The sequence below is a fragment of the Paenibacillus sp. FSL M8-0142 genome (assembly GCF_038597315.1).
Taxonomy (GTDB): domain Bacteria; phylum Bacillota; class Bacilli; order Paenibacillales; family Paenibacillaceae; genus Paenibacillus_AQ; species Paenibacillus_AQ lactis.
Window position 1 is genome coordinate 5923506 of record NZ_CP152008.1, and the last position, 15039, is coordinate 5938544.

The window sequence follows — 15039 nt, forward strand, 5'->3', positions numbered from 1 at the left end:
ATCTTAGCCCACCTTTCCAAGAAGGTATACGACCGAGAAGATGAACACCCATACAACGTCGATAAAGTGCCAGTACATCGCAGACACGTAAACCTTAGGTGCTGTCACGACGGTTAACCCTTTTTTGAACAGCTGAGCGATCAGCAGGCTGATCCACACAACCCCGAATGCAACGTGGGCACCGTGGAATCCGACTAATGTGTAGAACGAGGACGAGAATGCACTCGTCTTCATGTCGAACGATTCATGGGCGACATACTCATAGAATTCATAAATCTCAAGTCCAAGGAAGCCGAGACCAAGAACAACGGTAACGATCAGCCAAAGCTTCAGCTTCTCGAGATTATGCCGGTGCATAGCCTGGATGGCAAACACACTGGTCAGGGAGCTGACAAGCAAGATCAGAGTCGCTGCTGCCGTAATCGGCAGCGAGAACAGTTCGGCTGCTGTCGGGCCCTCGTTGTTCTGATGGCGCAGGGCCAAAAATGTTGCAAACAGCGTACCGAAGAGCACGGCTTCACCGCCAAGGAAGAGCCAGAAGCCCAAGACCTTATTGCGGCCCTCGAGCGTTGCCTTCTCCGGCTCGTGAGGAAGCTCTCCATTTACATGTTCAGCGTGTGCGCTCATGCTTTCCCCTCCCCTTCGAGTTCTTCAGTCTCGATGTGATAACCATGGTCATCGAATACGGAACGTGCAATCATTGCAGCGAACGTAATGACAAGACCGACGATCATAACGATGTATTTGTTAAAGATTAGGCTCATGAACGAATTCGAGAATTCCTCTGTGCTGAACATGAAGCCAAGACCCGCGATGAACAAACCAAGCGACATGACGAACGGAAGAATGCTTGGCGACGGCATGTGGATCGGGCCGAGCGGCTCCGACGGAGTCATCTCCTTGTTGCCTGCCATTTTCTCTTTCCAGAAAGCGTCAAGACCGCGAACAAGCGGGATTTGCTTAAAGTTGTACTCAGGCGGCGGAGAAGGAATACTCCACTCGAGGGTACGACCGTCTTCCCATGGATCGTTCGCAACACCGGAAGGTTTTCTCGCCGTCACGACGACGTTAGCCAGGAAGAGCAATACGCCGACGCCCATCAAGATCGCGCCGATTGTACTAATAAAGTTCAATGTGTCAAAGTTTTGGTTCGGCAGGTACGACACGATCCGGCGTTGCATACCGAGCAAGCCCAGGAAGTGCTGTACAAAGAACGTCAGATGGAAACCGATGGCGAACGTCCAGAACGTCCATTTGCCAAGCGGTTCGTTCAGCATCCGGCCGAACATCTTAGGCCACCAGTAATGAAGTCCGGAGAACAGACCGAATACCAAGCCGCCTACAATAACATAGTGGAAGTGCGCGACTACGAAATACGTGTCGTGGAACTGGAAGTCGGCGGGAGCCGATGCCAGCATAACCCCGGTCACGCCGCCCATAACGAACGTCGGCACGAAACCGATCGCGAACAAGTTCGCGCTGGTGAAGCGGATTTGTCCGCCCCACATGGTGAAGAGCCAGTTAAAGATCTTAATACCCGTAGGTACTGCTATCAGCATCGTTGCAATGGCGAACAATGCGTTCGCTACCGGTCCAAGACCTGTCGTAAACATATGGTGAGCCCAAACCATGAAGCCCAGGAAGGCGATCAGGATGGTCGCAAACACCATGGAGCTGTATCCGAACAACCGTTTACGCGAGAAGGTCGGAATGACTTCGGAAATGATACCGAAAGCCGGCAAAATCAGAATATACACTTCAGGGTGACCGAAAATCCAGAAAATATGCTGCCACAATACAGGGCTTCCGCCTGCCGCAACGTCAAAGAAGTTCGCGCCCAGCAACCGGTCGAAGCTGAGCAATACGAGACCTACGGTAATCGCAGGGAATGCAAACAGGATCATTGCCGATGTAATGAAAGAAGTCCAAGTAAACATAGGCATTCTCATGAAGGACATTCCCGGAGCACGCATCGTGATGATGGTAGCCAGGAAGTTGATACCGCCGATCAATGTACCAAGACCTGCTATCTGCAAGCCGATGGTATAGAAGTCTACGCCGTGCGTAGAGGAATACTCAGTTGTGGACAATGGCGTATAGGAAGTCCAGCCCGCATCCGGAGCGCCGCCCATAATCCAGCTAAGGTTAAGCAATAGTCCACCGAACAAAAACGTCCAAAAGCCAAGCGAGTTCAAAAACGGAAACGCGACGTCCCGCGCGCCGATCTGAAGCGGAACCACCGCGTTCATCAAAGCGAAGATGACCGGCATGACGCCGAGGAAGATCATCGTCGTTCCGTGCATCGTAATCAATTCGTTAAATACCTGAGCCGATACCAAATCGTTCATCGGTTTGATCAGCTGCAGGCGGATCAGAATTGCTTCAATACCGCCGATACCAAAGAACAAGCCGCCCGCTATCAGGTATAATATTCCGATTTTCTTGTGGTCAACGGTTGTAAGCCAATCCATTAACCCCGAGTAGCGCTTGACGCTATGGCTATGAGCATGAGCATGAGCCAAGGTTTGTACCCCCTTTTAAAGTTCTTGCTGTATTAATAATCCAACTTATAATTGGCCAGGTAATCGGCGATTTGCTCGATCTCTTGATCGGTAAAGCCGAGATCCTTCGGATTAGGCATCGTGTTTCCAGGTTTTACAGCCTGTGGCTCCGACAGCCATTCCACCAGGTTGTCCTTCGTCGGCTTCGAGCCTGGTTCGCCGCTTATATCGTTCAGCAAGATACTCGCTACGGTCTCACGTGATCCCATACCGGTCAAGTTAGGACCCACCGATCCGCCTTGGTCGCCCACAGCATGGCAAGAAAGGCAGTTGGTCTTGAACTTCTCGGCAAGTGCCGGATCTTCTGGAAGCACAGCAGGTGCTTTAAATGCTGCTACCCAATTGTCAAATGTCGCATCATCAACCGCTTTCACCCGGAATTCCATGAATCCATGGGAAGGCCCGCACAACTCTGCGCATTTACCAATGTATGTATCCGCCTTGTCGGCAATCAGGGTCATGTAGTTGACGCTGCCTTCTGTGTTCGTATCCATCTTGCCGCCGAGCGACGGCACCCAGAAGGAGTGAAGCACATCGTTCGTTTTCAATTGGAAAGCAATTTTCTTACCTACAGGAATGACAAGCTCTTGAGCCGTCTTAACACCGTAGTCGGGATAATTAAACTCCCACCAGAATTGGTGAGAAGTAACCTCTACCTTCACTGCATCCGGATTGTTCCAGTCGTTTTCGCCGTAAGCGAACACCTTTTGAATAGTAGGAATTGCAAGCACGAGCACCAGGAGCAGCGGAATAGCCGTCCAAATAATCTCAAGCTTGTGGTTCCCTTCGACTTGCTCCGGAATCTTATCCTGTCCCTTTTTCTTGCGGAATTTAACAAGCACGTACGCGGCGATGCCAAATACAACGACCATTACGACGATCATAATCGAAATGGCCAGCTTAATTAAATCCAATTGACCCTGCGCCACCGGACCTTGAGGTCTAAGGACCGACAAATCCTCCCGGCCGCATCCGGATAACACCAAAGCAAACATGGCCAACAAGGGAAGAAGACGCTTTACAGCCTGCCACCGTTTCATCATTGATCTACCCCACTTTTCCGATTTTCGTAGACTACCATCCGGCGCAAACAGCGGTAATCTACCTGCACAATCACGGATGAAGTAATCCTGTCAATTAAAGCAATCACTTATTAAATATAAGTTCACGGGTTGCTTTTGTCAATCATTCACAGGGAGTTCACAAATTGTTCGAAAAGTCGTCAAAGTCCCGCCGTTACTGAATTTGCAATCGCTTTCACGGCTTATTTCCCATCCCGTGCCCTATGGTTCGACAATCTTCACCGGAGCTTGTACGACAACGTTCTATGCATTATATACAGTCATTTCTCCGTTTTGAATCGACCATCGAAAAGGAGGTCCCTTAAGCAAGCCATCTCCGGCCTGCAAGGTTCCTCCTATCATTATGCGATATTTTTCCGAATCTTAATCCGTCAGAACGAACGGACCTTCCTTCGTGATGGCGATCGTATGCTCATACTGAACGCCGATCGACCCGTCCGCGCTCGATATCGTCCAGCCGTCGTCCCCCCAGAATACCGCACCGGAGGACCCTAACGTAAACACCGGCTCGATTGTAATGACCATCCCCGCCTTCAGCTTTAATCCTCTGCCCGGTGTGCCATAGCTGGGGACATCCGGCGGTTCATGAAGCTGCCTTCCGATCCCGTGCCCGACCAAAGACATCACGATCCCGTAGCCTTCCCTCTGCGCAACCTCTTGGATCGCATGCCCGATATTCCCCATGGCGGCCCCGGGTCTTGCCTGCTCAATTCCCTTGAATAGGGCTTCATGCGTTCGCTTCATCAGCTTCATGACAGCAGGATTGACTTGGCCAACCGCATAAGTCCAGCCCGAGTCCGCCAGCCAGCCATTCTTGTTCACGACCATATCGATCGTCACGACGTCTCCCTCCCGCAGCGGCCGGTCATCCGGAAACCCATGACACACCACCTCGTTAACCGAAGCACATGTGGCATAAGGAAATCCTTTATACCCCTTCTGTTCGGGAGTCGCCCCCTTTTTCTTTAGAAAGTCCTCTACACGCCCATCAATCTCCAACGTGCTCACGCCCGGCTTGATGTGCTTTGCAATCTCCCGGTGGCATGCCGCAAGTATGCGGCCGGCTTCCCGCATATATCCGATCTCTTCGGCGCTCTTCAGCTGTATTCTCACATCCGCCCACTCCCTTATATGGCTTCGCCAACTGCTATCAATATATGTCCGGGACAAAGCGATAATTAACCGCAGGGATGAAAAGCCTCGAATGCCTATCTTGGATGGATATTCTCTGAAGGCCCGTTCCCGTCTTATAAAAGAGCCAGCTGTGCACAGCCTTTACGGAGGACGACTTAAGCCCCAATAAGCAAAAAAACCGCCTTCGGGTAATACCCGAAAACGGTTTAACCATATACGTAGTAACAAGGTGAAACATGCTAATAGCGATATTTCTATCGTTCAGGTGCGCTAACGGTCAGGATACGGAGGAATTCATCTTCCCAAGCTCATGCTCGACGACGAGGGTGAGCTCTTCTTCATAACCTCCCATAATATGGTATTTCCGGACATACTCCTTTACAAATTTTTTCGGATCTTTAGGCCGGAAAATTCGTGTCATTTCCCGCAGACTTTCCTTAACCTCATTGTGACCTTTCGTTGCCATGATGGATCCCTCCTAAAACGTGTGGAATTAAAAAACTCCGTTTAAAGAGAATGCCGAAAAGATCTACCCCATTAATTAAAGATGAAGCCATATTGCAGTTCTTACGGTGACCATAGGTTGATATTCAGCAACTAACCAAGTACACCTGACACTATACATACCCTAGCAGCATGCATCTGAATCATTAATATATTGTATCATATTCTTCTGTTTGTTTCATCTTTCCCAAAAAAATGTTTTTTTGCCCATATTTTATGTACAGCTCCCTCATGCGTAAATTTGGTTAAGATACATACAACCATCCCTATTTCTTGTACATGAAGGAGGTCTGGAAGGACATGATGAAGCCTAAGCCGATCATGCGCGCTCCCGTCATTGCCAGCTCGCCGTTTCCAGCTGCCGAACCGGAGGAGCTCGGGCTTGCCCGCGATCCGCTGGACAAGGTGGACAGCCTAATCCGGAATCAGTATCCGAAAATGCGGAGCTTCCTGTTCGTTCATGCCGGCAAACTGTTGTATGAGCGATACTACGGCGGGCATACGGCCCAGTCATTGAACGATCTCAGGTCCGCAACCAAGAGCTTCACGTCAATCCTGATTGGCATTGCCGTTTCCCGATCCGAGCTCCCGGATCTGGATACACCGGTTACGGATGTGCTCAGCAGGTATATCCCAAGTCGGGCGCATCCCCTCCTCGGTAAAGTGACGCTTCGCCATCTGCTGACGATGACCTCCGGCTTCGCCTGGCAGACGGGCAAAAAGCTCGGGGAGCCGCTCATTCACCGCTTTCATCGCAGCCGCAGCTGGACCTCCTTCGCGCTTTCGCTCCCGATCATGGAGGAGCACATGGGCGTGTTTCAATACCGCAGCACGGACTCGCATCTGCTCTCCGTTGCCCTGACCGAGGCCTGCGGCAAAGATGCGTATGCCTATGGCAGAGCGAATCTGTTCGAGCCGCTTGGCATCGATCACGCAGCCTGGACCCCGAGCCCGGAAAGCCACAGCATGGGGCACATCGGCTTGTACCTGACTTCTAGGGACATGGCCAAATTCGGGCTATGCTGCCTGAACGGCGGACGATGGGAAGGTCATGAGCTGATCCCGGAAGGCTGGCTGAGCGAGGCTCTGACTTCTCAGGCTGAGGGATACCCCGCCTTCGGCGATTATGGATATCAGTGGTGGACGGGCACCCTAAGCGGAACTCCCTTCGCGCTGGCCCACGGCCATGGCGGTCAGCAGATCTATTTGCTCCCCAAGCTCGACGCTGTGGTCGTTTTTACGGCTGACAGCAAGGTAAGCCGTTGGCGAAATCCAAGAATTCTTCTGGAACGGCACCTTATCGGGCTCTTGCAGTCCAAATTCAACTCGTTATCCTGAAATCTCGAATGATACGGATAGTCCTCCCCGGTTCTGGTTACTTTATGCGATATGAATCATTACTAAATTTCAAGCTGAGAGGAGCATGCAACATGGCCGGCAAGGACAAAGATCTGCCACCGATTTCAAGGGATGAAGTTGAAGTAGACGGCATCTATACCAACGAATGGGGCCGGGAGGAATATTTAAAGCGCGGAGAGACCTTTCCTTTCGATCCGCAAAAAGGCTCTACGGAATGGAAGCTGTCCGAATACGATTTCGAGAACCATCACCAGGGACGAACCGATGAACGTCTCGTTCCGAAAGAGAAAGGGCCGGACAAGCAGGTCAATATCGATTCCCCGTTCCGCCACGTAGAAATCGACTGACACGGTTTATTTTAAATGAAACAAAAGATGCGGCCGATTCAGCGGCGAACAAACGAAACTGCGATGCGATATACTTCAATGAACAGACATCCGGATCCGCGGTAACTGTTCTTCCGTGAGCAGAAGCACATTCGTACTGCTCTCATGCAAAGGGTGAATAAGAATATGACAACATCCAGATGGCTTAGGCTTCTCATCCCACTGGCTGTCATCTGCGGAATATGGCTCGCCGTCGATATCAGAGGGCTTGAATATGCCTATATTCCGCCCAAAAGCAAGCTCGAAAATACTCAAGCTCTTCAAGTTCTTCTTCAGCGTAACGCGATACGCCAGTATGATATCTGGGGCAAGACGCTGACCGTTCCGGGAACCGCTCTGCAGGATCCCGATCCCCGTCTCAAGCCTGGTAACGGAGCCGTCGAGATCACAGAGGATTTACTTGCGCTCGGCAGGCGCACGCTTTACAAGGAGTCGTTCGGCAATGAAGTGTTCTTAACGGATATCGTGGGCATCATTGACGGCCCGATGAAGCTGAAAGGCATTCTCAAGGCCGTCGCCGACTTGAAAGGAAAGGGAACGGACAATCTTCAGGTTGAACTGGATGAAGACATTACGGTCGGGGGAAAAACGTTCCGCAAAGGAGATAAAATCGCCACCGGCTTCGACGTACCCAAAGGAGCCCATGCCCCGATCGGAGTCACCTTCCGGTACGTCGAGGGCAGGACCAAGCTCGGCGTCAGCTGCATGGCATGCCATGCTACGGTCAACCGGGATACCGGTAAAATTGTGGAGGGTGCTCCGAATTCCGATCTGAACCTGGGACTGCTGCTCGCGCTGGCTCCTAACAGCTCAGCCTATTTCACGCATACCGATGTAGCCAAGCTTGTGGATTATGTGAAAGACCAGAACCGGACGGTGATCAACTCCAAAGGAAAGGCAGAACCTTTGCCCGACCCGGATATGCTCGAGAAGGCCGTTGACGATAATCTGGTCAAATGGGTGCCGGGAAGCTTCGATACAACGGTGGATATGATCAGCAACGTTACCCAGATTCCCGACATGTTCACTAAAGGCGGCCACCCGTTCAGCTGGAGCGGCTTTGCCATGGCCGGCGGGTTCAGCGGGTTAAGCACCTTCGGCAACAACGTCCACGCCCAGAATACGGATACGCTCAGCCAGACCGAGGTGAGCGAGGTTCTACTCGGTATCGATAAGGAACTTTACGTCGGTACCATCTTGCAAAATGCCCCAAGCCGGAAGTTCCGCTATGACCCCAACAGCGGGCTTACACCGACCGAATTTTTCAACAAGCAGGACCCGAATCCCGGAACGCCCGGCGTTAATGAGGTCATTAAAATGCCGAACTTCCCGAAGGTATCGCCGATTGCTCCGAATGGTCTATATATCAGCTCGCCCGGCTACAGGGCAGGTGAACAGGTCACTGCCATGTCCGCTTACCAGAATACGATCCGGCCTCCGGAGACAACTAAGAAAGGTGCAGACGCCAAGACGATAAGCCTCGGGGCTGAAGTATTCAAAAAAGCACAGTGCATTACGTGCCATGCAGGCGATTATTTTACGAACAATCGCATCCTGCCGGTTAATGAGGTCGGCACCGAGCCGTCCAGAGCGAAGGCCTTTCAACGGACGAAAAAGGACTTCGGAGAAGCGCTGTTCTACGCGCCGGACACGCCCGTGCCCATCCCCCCTGACGCCAAGGTGGTCAAAGTGCCGATGGAGCACATCGATCCGAAGCAGATTGCGCTTGGATTTGGGCATAACGGAAGAGGCGGCTATAAGGTGAAAGGACTGATGGGTCTGCGGTGGTCAGCACCGTATCTCCATGACGGCGGTGTGGCCGTCGGCCCCGAGCTGTCGCAGGCAGGGCTTTCCGAAACCCTTATGAAGGGAATCGAGCCGGACCCTTACAACAGCTTGAAGGCGATGATCGACCGGCGGCTTAGACAGCAGGTCATCGATGCCAACCGGAAGGATTCCCGGCTCAGGGACACCCATGTCACGGGGCAAGGCCATGAATTTTGGGTGGATGACGGCACAGGCTTTACGAAGGAGCAGCAGGATGCGCTGGTGCACTATTTGCTCAGCCTGAAAATGAAATAGGATCGGGGACAATAAGCATCATACTTTGTCCAAACCGTTCATAAGGTAAGGTATACAGCTTGACCTGCCGAAATGAACGGTGCTCAAGACAAGGAGTTGATGACATTGTCCCCTTTCAAATCGTCCACAGGACTTCCCGAGAATCTGGCTGCAACGCTCTGCTACCTGTTCCCCATGGTCGGAGGAATTCTGTTTCTGGCGTTAGAGAAAAGAAGCCGCTACGTAATCTTCCATGCGCTGCAGTCCTTAATGACCTTTGCGGTTCTGGCGATTGCACATCTGCTGTCAGGCGCAGTTCCGATTATCGGGCTGCTCGCTTCGGCTCTGCTGGCGCTGGTCGGCGTGGTGCTGTGGCTCGTGCTGATGGCCAACGCCATTCAGGGAAAATGGTACAAGCTTCCCTGGATTGGAGCCATCGCCGAAAAGCAGATGCAGCGGATTTGAGCAATCCCCGCTCTATGAAAACGGCCGCAAGCCCTGTGAACAGGGCTTGCGGCCGTTTTGCGTCATCATTTATATAAGGAAGAATTCCATGGATATCTACTAAACCGGCGCAGCCAGCCTTAGCTTAGGAGCTGCATCCTTTATGCGGCGTGCCCTTCGGCTGCATCGCCCTGCTTCATAGCAGGCTTCGTATATTTCAACCCGTTAAAGATCAGATTGAGCACGATCGCCGTCACGCTGCCGACGACGATGCCATTATCGGCAAGAATGCGGAAGTTTTCCGGCAGGCTCTCGAACAGCCCCGGCACCGTTGTTACCCCAAGCCCCATGCCGACAGAGCAGGCGATAATGAACAGATTCTCATGACGGTTCAAATCCACCTGGTCGCCCAGCATGCGAATGCCAGAGGAGACGACCATCCCGAACAAGGCAACCATAGCTCCGCCGAGAACGGATGTCGGTACAAGCTGGGTCAATGCCGCAATTTTCGGCACGAAACCGATCAGCACGAGCAGGCCGCCCGCAACGACAATGACGTCGCGCGTCTTCACGCGGCTCATTTGAATCAGGCCGACGTTCTGGGAATACGTCGTGTACGGGAACGAGTTAAAAATACCGCCGACCACAATCGCAAGACCTTCCGCGCGATAGCCCCGGGCCAGGTCCTTGGATTTGATATCGCGGTCCACGATTTTACCGAGAGCCATAAATACGCCCGTGGATTCCGCCACGCTGACAATCGCAACCAGAATCATCGTCAGAACCGGCATCAGCTTAAATTCCGGAGTACCGAAATAGAACGGCTGCGGTGCACGGAACCAGCCCGCTTCACGCAGCGGGGTCAGATCAAGCCCTCCGAACAGCGCTGCAGCGATCGTTCCGAGGATAAGGCCGAGCAGAACGGAGATCGAACGCAAGAAGCCTTTGGCAAAGCGATTCATAATGATAATGAAAGCAAGGACGCCAAAGCCGAGCGAGATATTCAAGGCACTGCCGAAATCCTCGCTGCCTTGACCGCCGCCCAGATCATTAAGGGCTACCGGAATCAGCGTCAGGCCGATAATCGTAACGACAGAGCCCGTTACGACCGGCGGGAACACCTTGATCAGCTTGCCGAACAGACCTGAGAAAAGAATGACGAACAAGCCTGAGGCGATGATCGCTCCATATATAGCGGACAAGCCATGCTGCTGGCCGATGATGATCATGGGACCAACGGCTTGAAACGCGCATCCGAGCATAACCGGAAGCCCGATGCCGAAATACTTATTGCCAAATACCTGAAGCAATGTCGCCACACCGCAAGCAAGCAAATCGATCGCAATGAGGTAGGTCAGCTGCTCCGTCGTCAACCCAAGCGCGTTCCCCACGATCAGCGGTACAATAATGGCTCCCGCGTACATGGCAAGCACATGCTGCAAACCAAGTGAAAAGGTCTTGCCCGGATTCCGGCGTTTATCAAAGATCGGCTCCAGCACCGCTTGTTTCTGTTCTTCCATGGCTCTTGAATTCCTCCTAATTGATTGTTGTATGGCCTGTTACCTATGCAAAAGTTACTGTTCCGTCTTCAAGCGATGCAATGCGTACGAGCGATTCCACCCGGTAGCCTGCTTCCGCGAGCAGCCGTCCGCCCGGCTGGAACGCTTTTTCGATCACGATGCCGATGCCGACAACCTCGGCGCCGGCCTGCTCAACGATTCGGGCCAAGCCGAATGCAGCCTCGCCGTTGGCCAGAAAGTCATCGACGATCAGGACGCGGTCGCCCGGCTTGATGAATTTCTTTGAAACGGTAATTTCATTCGTCTCTTGCTTGGTGAAGGAATAGACTTTCTCCACGAAGATATCCTCACGGAGCGTCAGCGACTTCTGCTTCCGTGCAAAGATCATCGGCACGTCCATCTCGAGGGCGGTCATGATGCCCGGCGCGATGCCCGAGGATTCAATGGTCAATACACGGGTGACGTTCTCATCCTTGAACCGCCGCGTAAATTCCTTGCCTACCTCTTTCATGAGTACCGGATCCATCTGGTGGTTCAGGAACGAATCCACTTTCAGCACCTGTCCGCTAAGTACGATGCCTTCCTCTTTCACTTTGTTCTGCAGTAATTGCATGATGCTCCCCCTTCATTTTTGTACACATTCCAAGCACGAAAAGCCCATCTCCTTCTTTCGCCGTTATCGCCGGGAAAAGAAACAAATGGGCATAAGCAGCAATAATACGCCGAAAGCTGCAAGATGGGCCGTGGCCCTCATAGCTTGTCCGTCGCTGCCGCTGTATCCCGTAGTCCAATCATTTCCGGTGATCGGGTAGAAACATGCAGGCCAATCCCTGCACATATACGAGAACACGTATGTTCAGCATTTTGCAACAATTCGATTCCAGCCGCTCCCAGGTACAATGTCATAGGCGACCAAACCGTTTCGCTCTAATAATTGCTGATTGAAAGTCGAGTTCGATTTGTGCAAAATCTGCATGGTAAGAAAAAATCAATCTCATGCTTACGTGTAATGTGATAATTCCGAATGAATGAAGTATAACGCAATTAGTATGAAAAAATAAAGTGAAAATTTACGGAAATCTTCAACGAAGAGCTAAGCGGCCAAATCTTGAGCATTTAAGCACCAAAAGGCCACCGTTAACCGGTGGCCCACGTTGTATTATGGCTGAAACGCGACATGAATTTGCACGATTTCGGAGCGGGAGCCGAGCCGGATCGGCGGTCCCCAAAATCCATAGCCCGAGGAAACGATGGAGTGCATTTGTCCTTTTTTCAAATAACCCCAATCATTTTCAAACAACGCCCCGGTAATCAGGTGAGCCGGGAATACCTGCCCGCGGTGGGTATGGCCCGATACGACCAGGTCCACGCCCTGCTCCTTGGCCTCATCCAGCGCATTCGGCTGATGATCCAGAAGAAGAATGGGCCGCGTCTTGTCGGCCTCCTTCAGGATCTCGGATAATGGGGCACGCTCCGTATCCTGCTTGTCCCGTCGCCCGGCAATCATCAAGTCCTCGACGGATGCCGCCTCATCATACAGCACGGTCATCCCGCTGCGCTCCAGTGCTTCAATCAGCTCTTTAATGTCACCTTCGAAGCGGTCATGGTTGCCAAGCGAAGCATATACCCCGTATGTAGAACGGATGCCTGACAAGATTCCGTCAATGCCTTGGCCAAGATAAGCATCCAGATCGTCGTCGATCATGTCACCCGGGAACAGCACCAGATCCGGCTTTAACGCATTAATTTCCTCAACCATCCGCTTCGCATGGCCTTTTCCCGACAGCAGTCCGAAATGCATATCGGAGGCCATGACGATATTAAGCTCATCCATCGCTCCGGCATCCTTGGCAATATTCACGCTGTATGCCCGTATCGTCGGGCTATAGGCATTAAACGTACCAAGCCCGATCAACAGCAGTAAGAGAACCAACACGAGCAGACCTGCCCTCTTCCCCGCGCCGTCCCGGCGGAGCTTCGTTCGGCGCAGCACCCACATCGTTAAATGCAACAACGGGAGAACGAGGATCAGCACGTAAAAGACCGCCATCCAATAGGCACCGATTACGTTCAGCACCGTAAGATTGCCGAGGAAACGCCCTGATATAAAAGAGGTCGATACGACCGTCAGGACGATAATGTACAGTGTCTTGAACAGGGCTGATTTCCCAGGCCCCATCCAGCTCCATACACTTCGCCCGATATAATAGACGAGCAAGCCGTAAATGATCAACGCTATGATTCCTATGAAAATATACATCGCCCTCTCCTTTTCATACACTCATTATATCAAGGCTAATGAGCAAATCCCAGCACTCGCCGGTAAGGAAGACAGCATCCGTAATGATACATTCATACTTGAGATCGTATGCTATATTGGTGCTTGTTCATAATTATAGGCTACAACCCCGTATGCTTTCGCGGAATGAGCTCATTCAAGATCGATTTCAGGTTGCGATCCTCGGTATAACGCTCCTGACCCATATCCAATTCATTGACCCGGATGTAGGAGTACGTTGCATCCGGAGTCACCGGCTTGAACAGCAGCTCATCGCGCTCATCCGGAACGACGTTGTATTCCATATCGTGAAACATATCCAGAAGCTGCTGTCCGGTGGGCTGCTTCCCCTTATCAACAAAGATCAGGCCCCTTAATTTCTTGGGTCCTTCCTTGTGCCCGACTGTAAAATGAACGATGCATTCCATGCAAGCCACTCCTCTCGCTTCGTTGTCTGAATATCCTGCCCCTTACTCATGATATCCTGCATCGCGGGGGTATAGTCCCTTATGCAAATAAACGCCAGGATAGTTCCCGGCGTTCGTTAAAGTTTGATTGTATTTTATCATAAAATTACGGATCGGGCTGTGATTCATGTCATTGCCGATTCATACAATGCCATTGCGCTGGTGTGCGCAAGCCTAGTATAGATGAACTAGCGATTTCAGGCGCAGCATCTAATACGGGCAGATCGTGCATGTCACGATCAGCTATCTGTCCCTTTGGATGCGTGCTCAGATGACGGCCCCTGCTCTGCCTCCGCGTTAACGCCGGATTCAGCTTCCGCTTCCAAGCCGGTCGCCGCTTCTTCAAACGCTCCCGTCTCGGGTAAAGCTACCCTTAAGGCATCAGGATCAATCGCACGTTCATCCTCTTCCCCGTACGGGTCGGCATAGCCTTCCGGCGTGACGTACTCGCTTTGAATGAGCCCGAAATTCCGGCCGTACCGCGACTCCAGCGTGTCTCCCATATCCTGCTCAAGCTGGAACAGCACCATCTCTTGGGTGAAATGATGCAGCAGCAGCTCAGCCATCACAGGGTGTTCCGTAATTACGGCACCGGTCTCGAATTCACCGCCGCGCATCCCGAGCATGCACCACTCGCGGTCCACGACGAAGGAGAATTTGCGGCCGCCCCGCTTTCGTTCCTCGAGGCCCCTCCAGCCCGGCCAAGCAAGCGTCCGCGACAAGCTCTGCTCAGGGCCGTCGCATGCCCACAGCACCTTCACGCCTCTAGCCTCCGCTTCGGCCAGCGGCTCGCGAAGCAGCGCAGCCTCCTCCCGCCAGACATCGACCACAATCTCGCGCTCTGCCCGTCCCAGCTCCCGAACGAGAGCATCTAGCACGGCTTGATCTCCTTCCATGCTGAGGAACGGGGCAGCCGTACCGCTGCTGCGCGGCAGGCTTTTCTCCACATAGGCAAGGGAAGCCTCCACGCGTCCCGAGATCATGCGCGTCAATTCCTCCGGCTTCAGCGACCGGTATCGGACGGGTTCTCCGTTCATGCGCTCGAGCGCTCCCTGCCGTTCCAGCCGCTGCATGGCCGCATACACATTGGACCTGGAGGCCCCGAGGCGCTTCGCCACCTCGTAGCCTCCGGCGGGTCCATGCTCGGCAAGGTCCACCATAATTTTCGATTCGATCTCGGTAAATCCTAAATTGCGCAGATGATGCAGCAATTGTTCCATAATTTCTAGTCCCCCCAAAGATG

Annotated in this window: 13 protein-coding genes, 1 pseudogene and 1 riboswitch; of the genes and pseudogenes, 4 read left to right on the forward strand and 10 right to left on the reverse strand. The window is 52.5% G+C overall.

What is annotated here, in order from left to right:
• Positions 1–3: 3 nt before the first annotated feature.
• From NSQ46_RS26910 to NSQ46_RS26930, 5 genes are all read right to left on the reverse strand, one after another.
• Positions 4–627, reverse strand: a complete 624-nt coding sequence (locus NSQ46_RS26910) for a cytochrome (ubi)quinol oxidase subunit III (protein WP_028407358.1) — start codon at positions 625–627, stop codon at positions 4–6.
• The gene (gene ctaD, locus NSQ46_RS26915; protein WP_050954040.1) at positions 624–2471 is read right to left on the reverse strand and encodes a cytochrome c oxidase subunit I; all 1848 of its coding nucleotides are present in this window, start codon (positions 2469–2471) and stop codon (positions 624–626) included. Before ctaD ends, NSQ46_RS26910 begins: the two co-directional genes overlap by 4 nt.
• 83 nt (positions 2472–2554) lie before the next feature.
• Positions 2555–3604 carry a cytochrome c oxidase subunit II gene (gene coxB / locus NSQ46_RS26920; protein WP_144869931.1) on the reverse strand — a complete coding sequence of 350 codons (1050 nt, stop codon included), beginning with the start codon at positions 3602–3604 and terminating at the stop codon, positions 2555–2557.
• A 402-nt stretch (positions 3605–4006) separates the two neighbouring features.
• Positions 4007–4756 (reverse strand): type I methionyl aminopeptidase, encoded by a 750-nt coding sequence (gene map, locus NSQ46_RS26925; protein ID WP_144869929.1) that lies wholly within the window; start codon positions 4754–4756, stop codon positions 4007–4009.
• Positions 4757–5054: 298 nt separating this feature from the next.
• Positions 5055–5243, reverse strand: coding sequence for a hypothetical protein (locus NSQ46_RS26930; RefSeq protein WP_007130415.1), 189 nt, complete (start codon positions 5241–5243; stop codon positions 5055–5057).
• A gap of 338 nt (positions 5244–5581) precedes the next feature.
• Between NSQ46_RS26930 and NSQ46_RS26935 the strand changes: the two genes are divergently transcribed.
• The 4 genes from NSQ46_RS26935 (at position 5582) to NSQ46_RS26950 (ending at position 9552) form a co-directional block, all read left to right on the forward strand.
• On the forward strand, positions 5582–6619 hold the full coding sequence (locus tag NSQ46_RS26935) for a serine hydrolase (RefSeq protein WP_007130416.1): 1038 nt from the start codon (positions 5582–5584) through the stop codon (positions 6617–6619).
• A 92-nt stretch (positions 6620–6711) separates the two neighbouring features.
• The gene (locus NSQ46_RS26940; RefSeq protein ID WP_144869925.1) at positions 6712–6987 is read left to right on the forward strand and encodes a transposase; all 276 of its coding nucleotides are present in this window, start codon (positions 6712–6714) and stop codon (positions 6985–6987) included.
• Between the two features lie 165 nt (positions 6988–7152).
• On the forward strand, positions 7153–9108 hold the full coding sequence (locus tag NSQ46_RS26945) for a hypothetical protein (RefSeq protein ID WP_007130418.1): 1956 nt from the start codon (positions 7153–7155) through the stop codon (positions 9106–9108).
• A gap of 105 nt (positions 9109–9213) precedes the next feature.
• On the forward strand, positions 9214–9552 hold the full coding sequence (locus tag NSQ46_RS26950; protein WP_007130419.1) for a hypothetical protein: 339 nt from the start codon (positions 9214–9216) through the stop codon (positions 9550–9552).
• A gap of 140 nt (positions 9553–9692) precedes the next feature.
• Here NSQ46_RS26950 and NSQ46_RS26955 read toward each other — a convergent pair whose 3' ends face one another.
• The 5 genes and pseudogenes from NSQ46_RS26955 to NSQ46_RS26975 form a co-directional block, all read right to left on the reverse strand.
• A complete protein-coding gene (locus NSQ46_RS26955; RefSeq protein ID WP_341341446.1) occupies positions 9693–11051 on the reverse strand; it encodes a nucleobase:cation symporter-2 family protein in 1359 nt (452 codons plus the stop codon).
• A gap of 43 nt (positions 11052–11094) precedes the next feature.
• Entirely contained in the window at positions 11095–11664 is a 570-nt protein-coding gene (locus tag NSQ46_RS26960; protein ID WP_007130421.1) for a xanthine phosphoribosyltransferase, read from the reverse strand.
• 150 nt (positions 11665–11814) lie between these two features.
• Positions 11815–11915: riboswitch (purine riboswitch) on the reverse strand.
• Positions 11916–12210: 295 nt separating this feature from the next.
• On the reverse strand, positions 12211–13311 hold the full coding sequence (locus NSQ46_RS26965) for a metallophosphoesterase (RefSeq protein WP_342575372.1): 1101 nt from the start codon (positions 13309–13311) through the stop codon (positions 12211–12213).
• Between the two features lie 140 nt (positions 13312–13451).
• Complete coding sequence (locus NSQ46_RS26970; protein WP_007130423.1) at positions 13452–13757, reverse strand: hypothetical protein; 306 nt, start codon at positions 13755–13757, stop codon at positions 13452–13454.
• 479 nt (positions 13758–14236) lie between these two features.
• Positions 14237–15016 (reverse strand): annotated as a pseudogene (locus NSQ46_RS26975) (helix-turn-helix domain-containing protein); the annotation flags it as partial.
• Positions 15017–15039 lie beyond the last annotated feature (23 nt).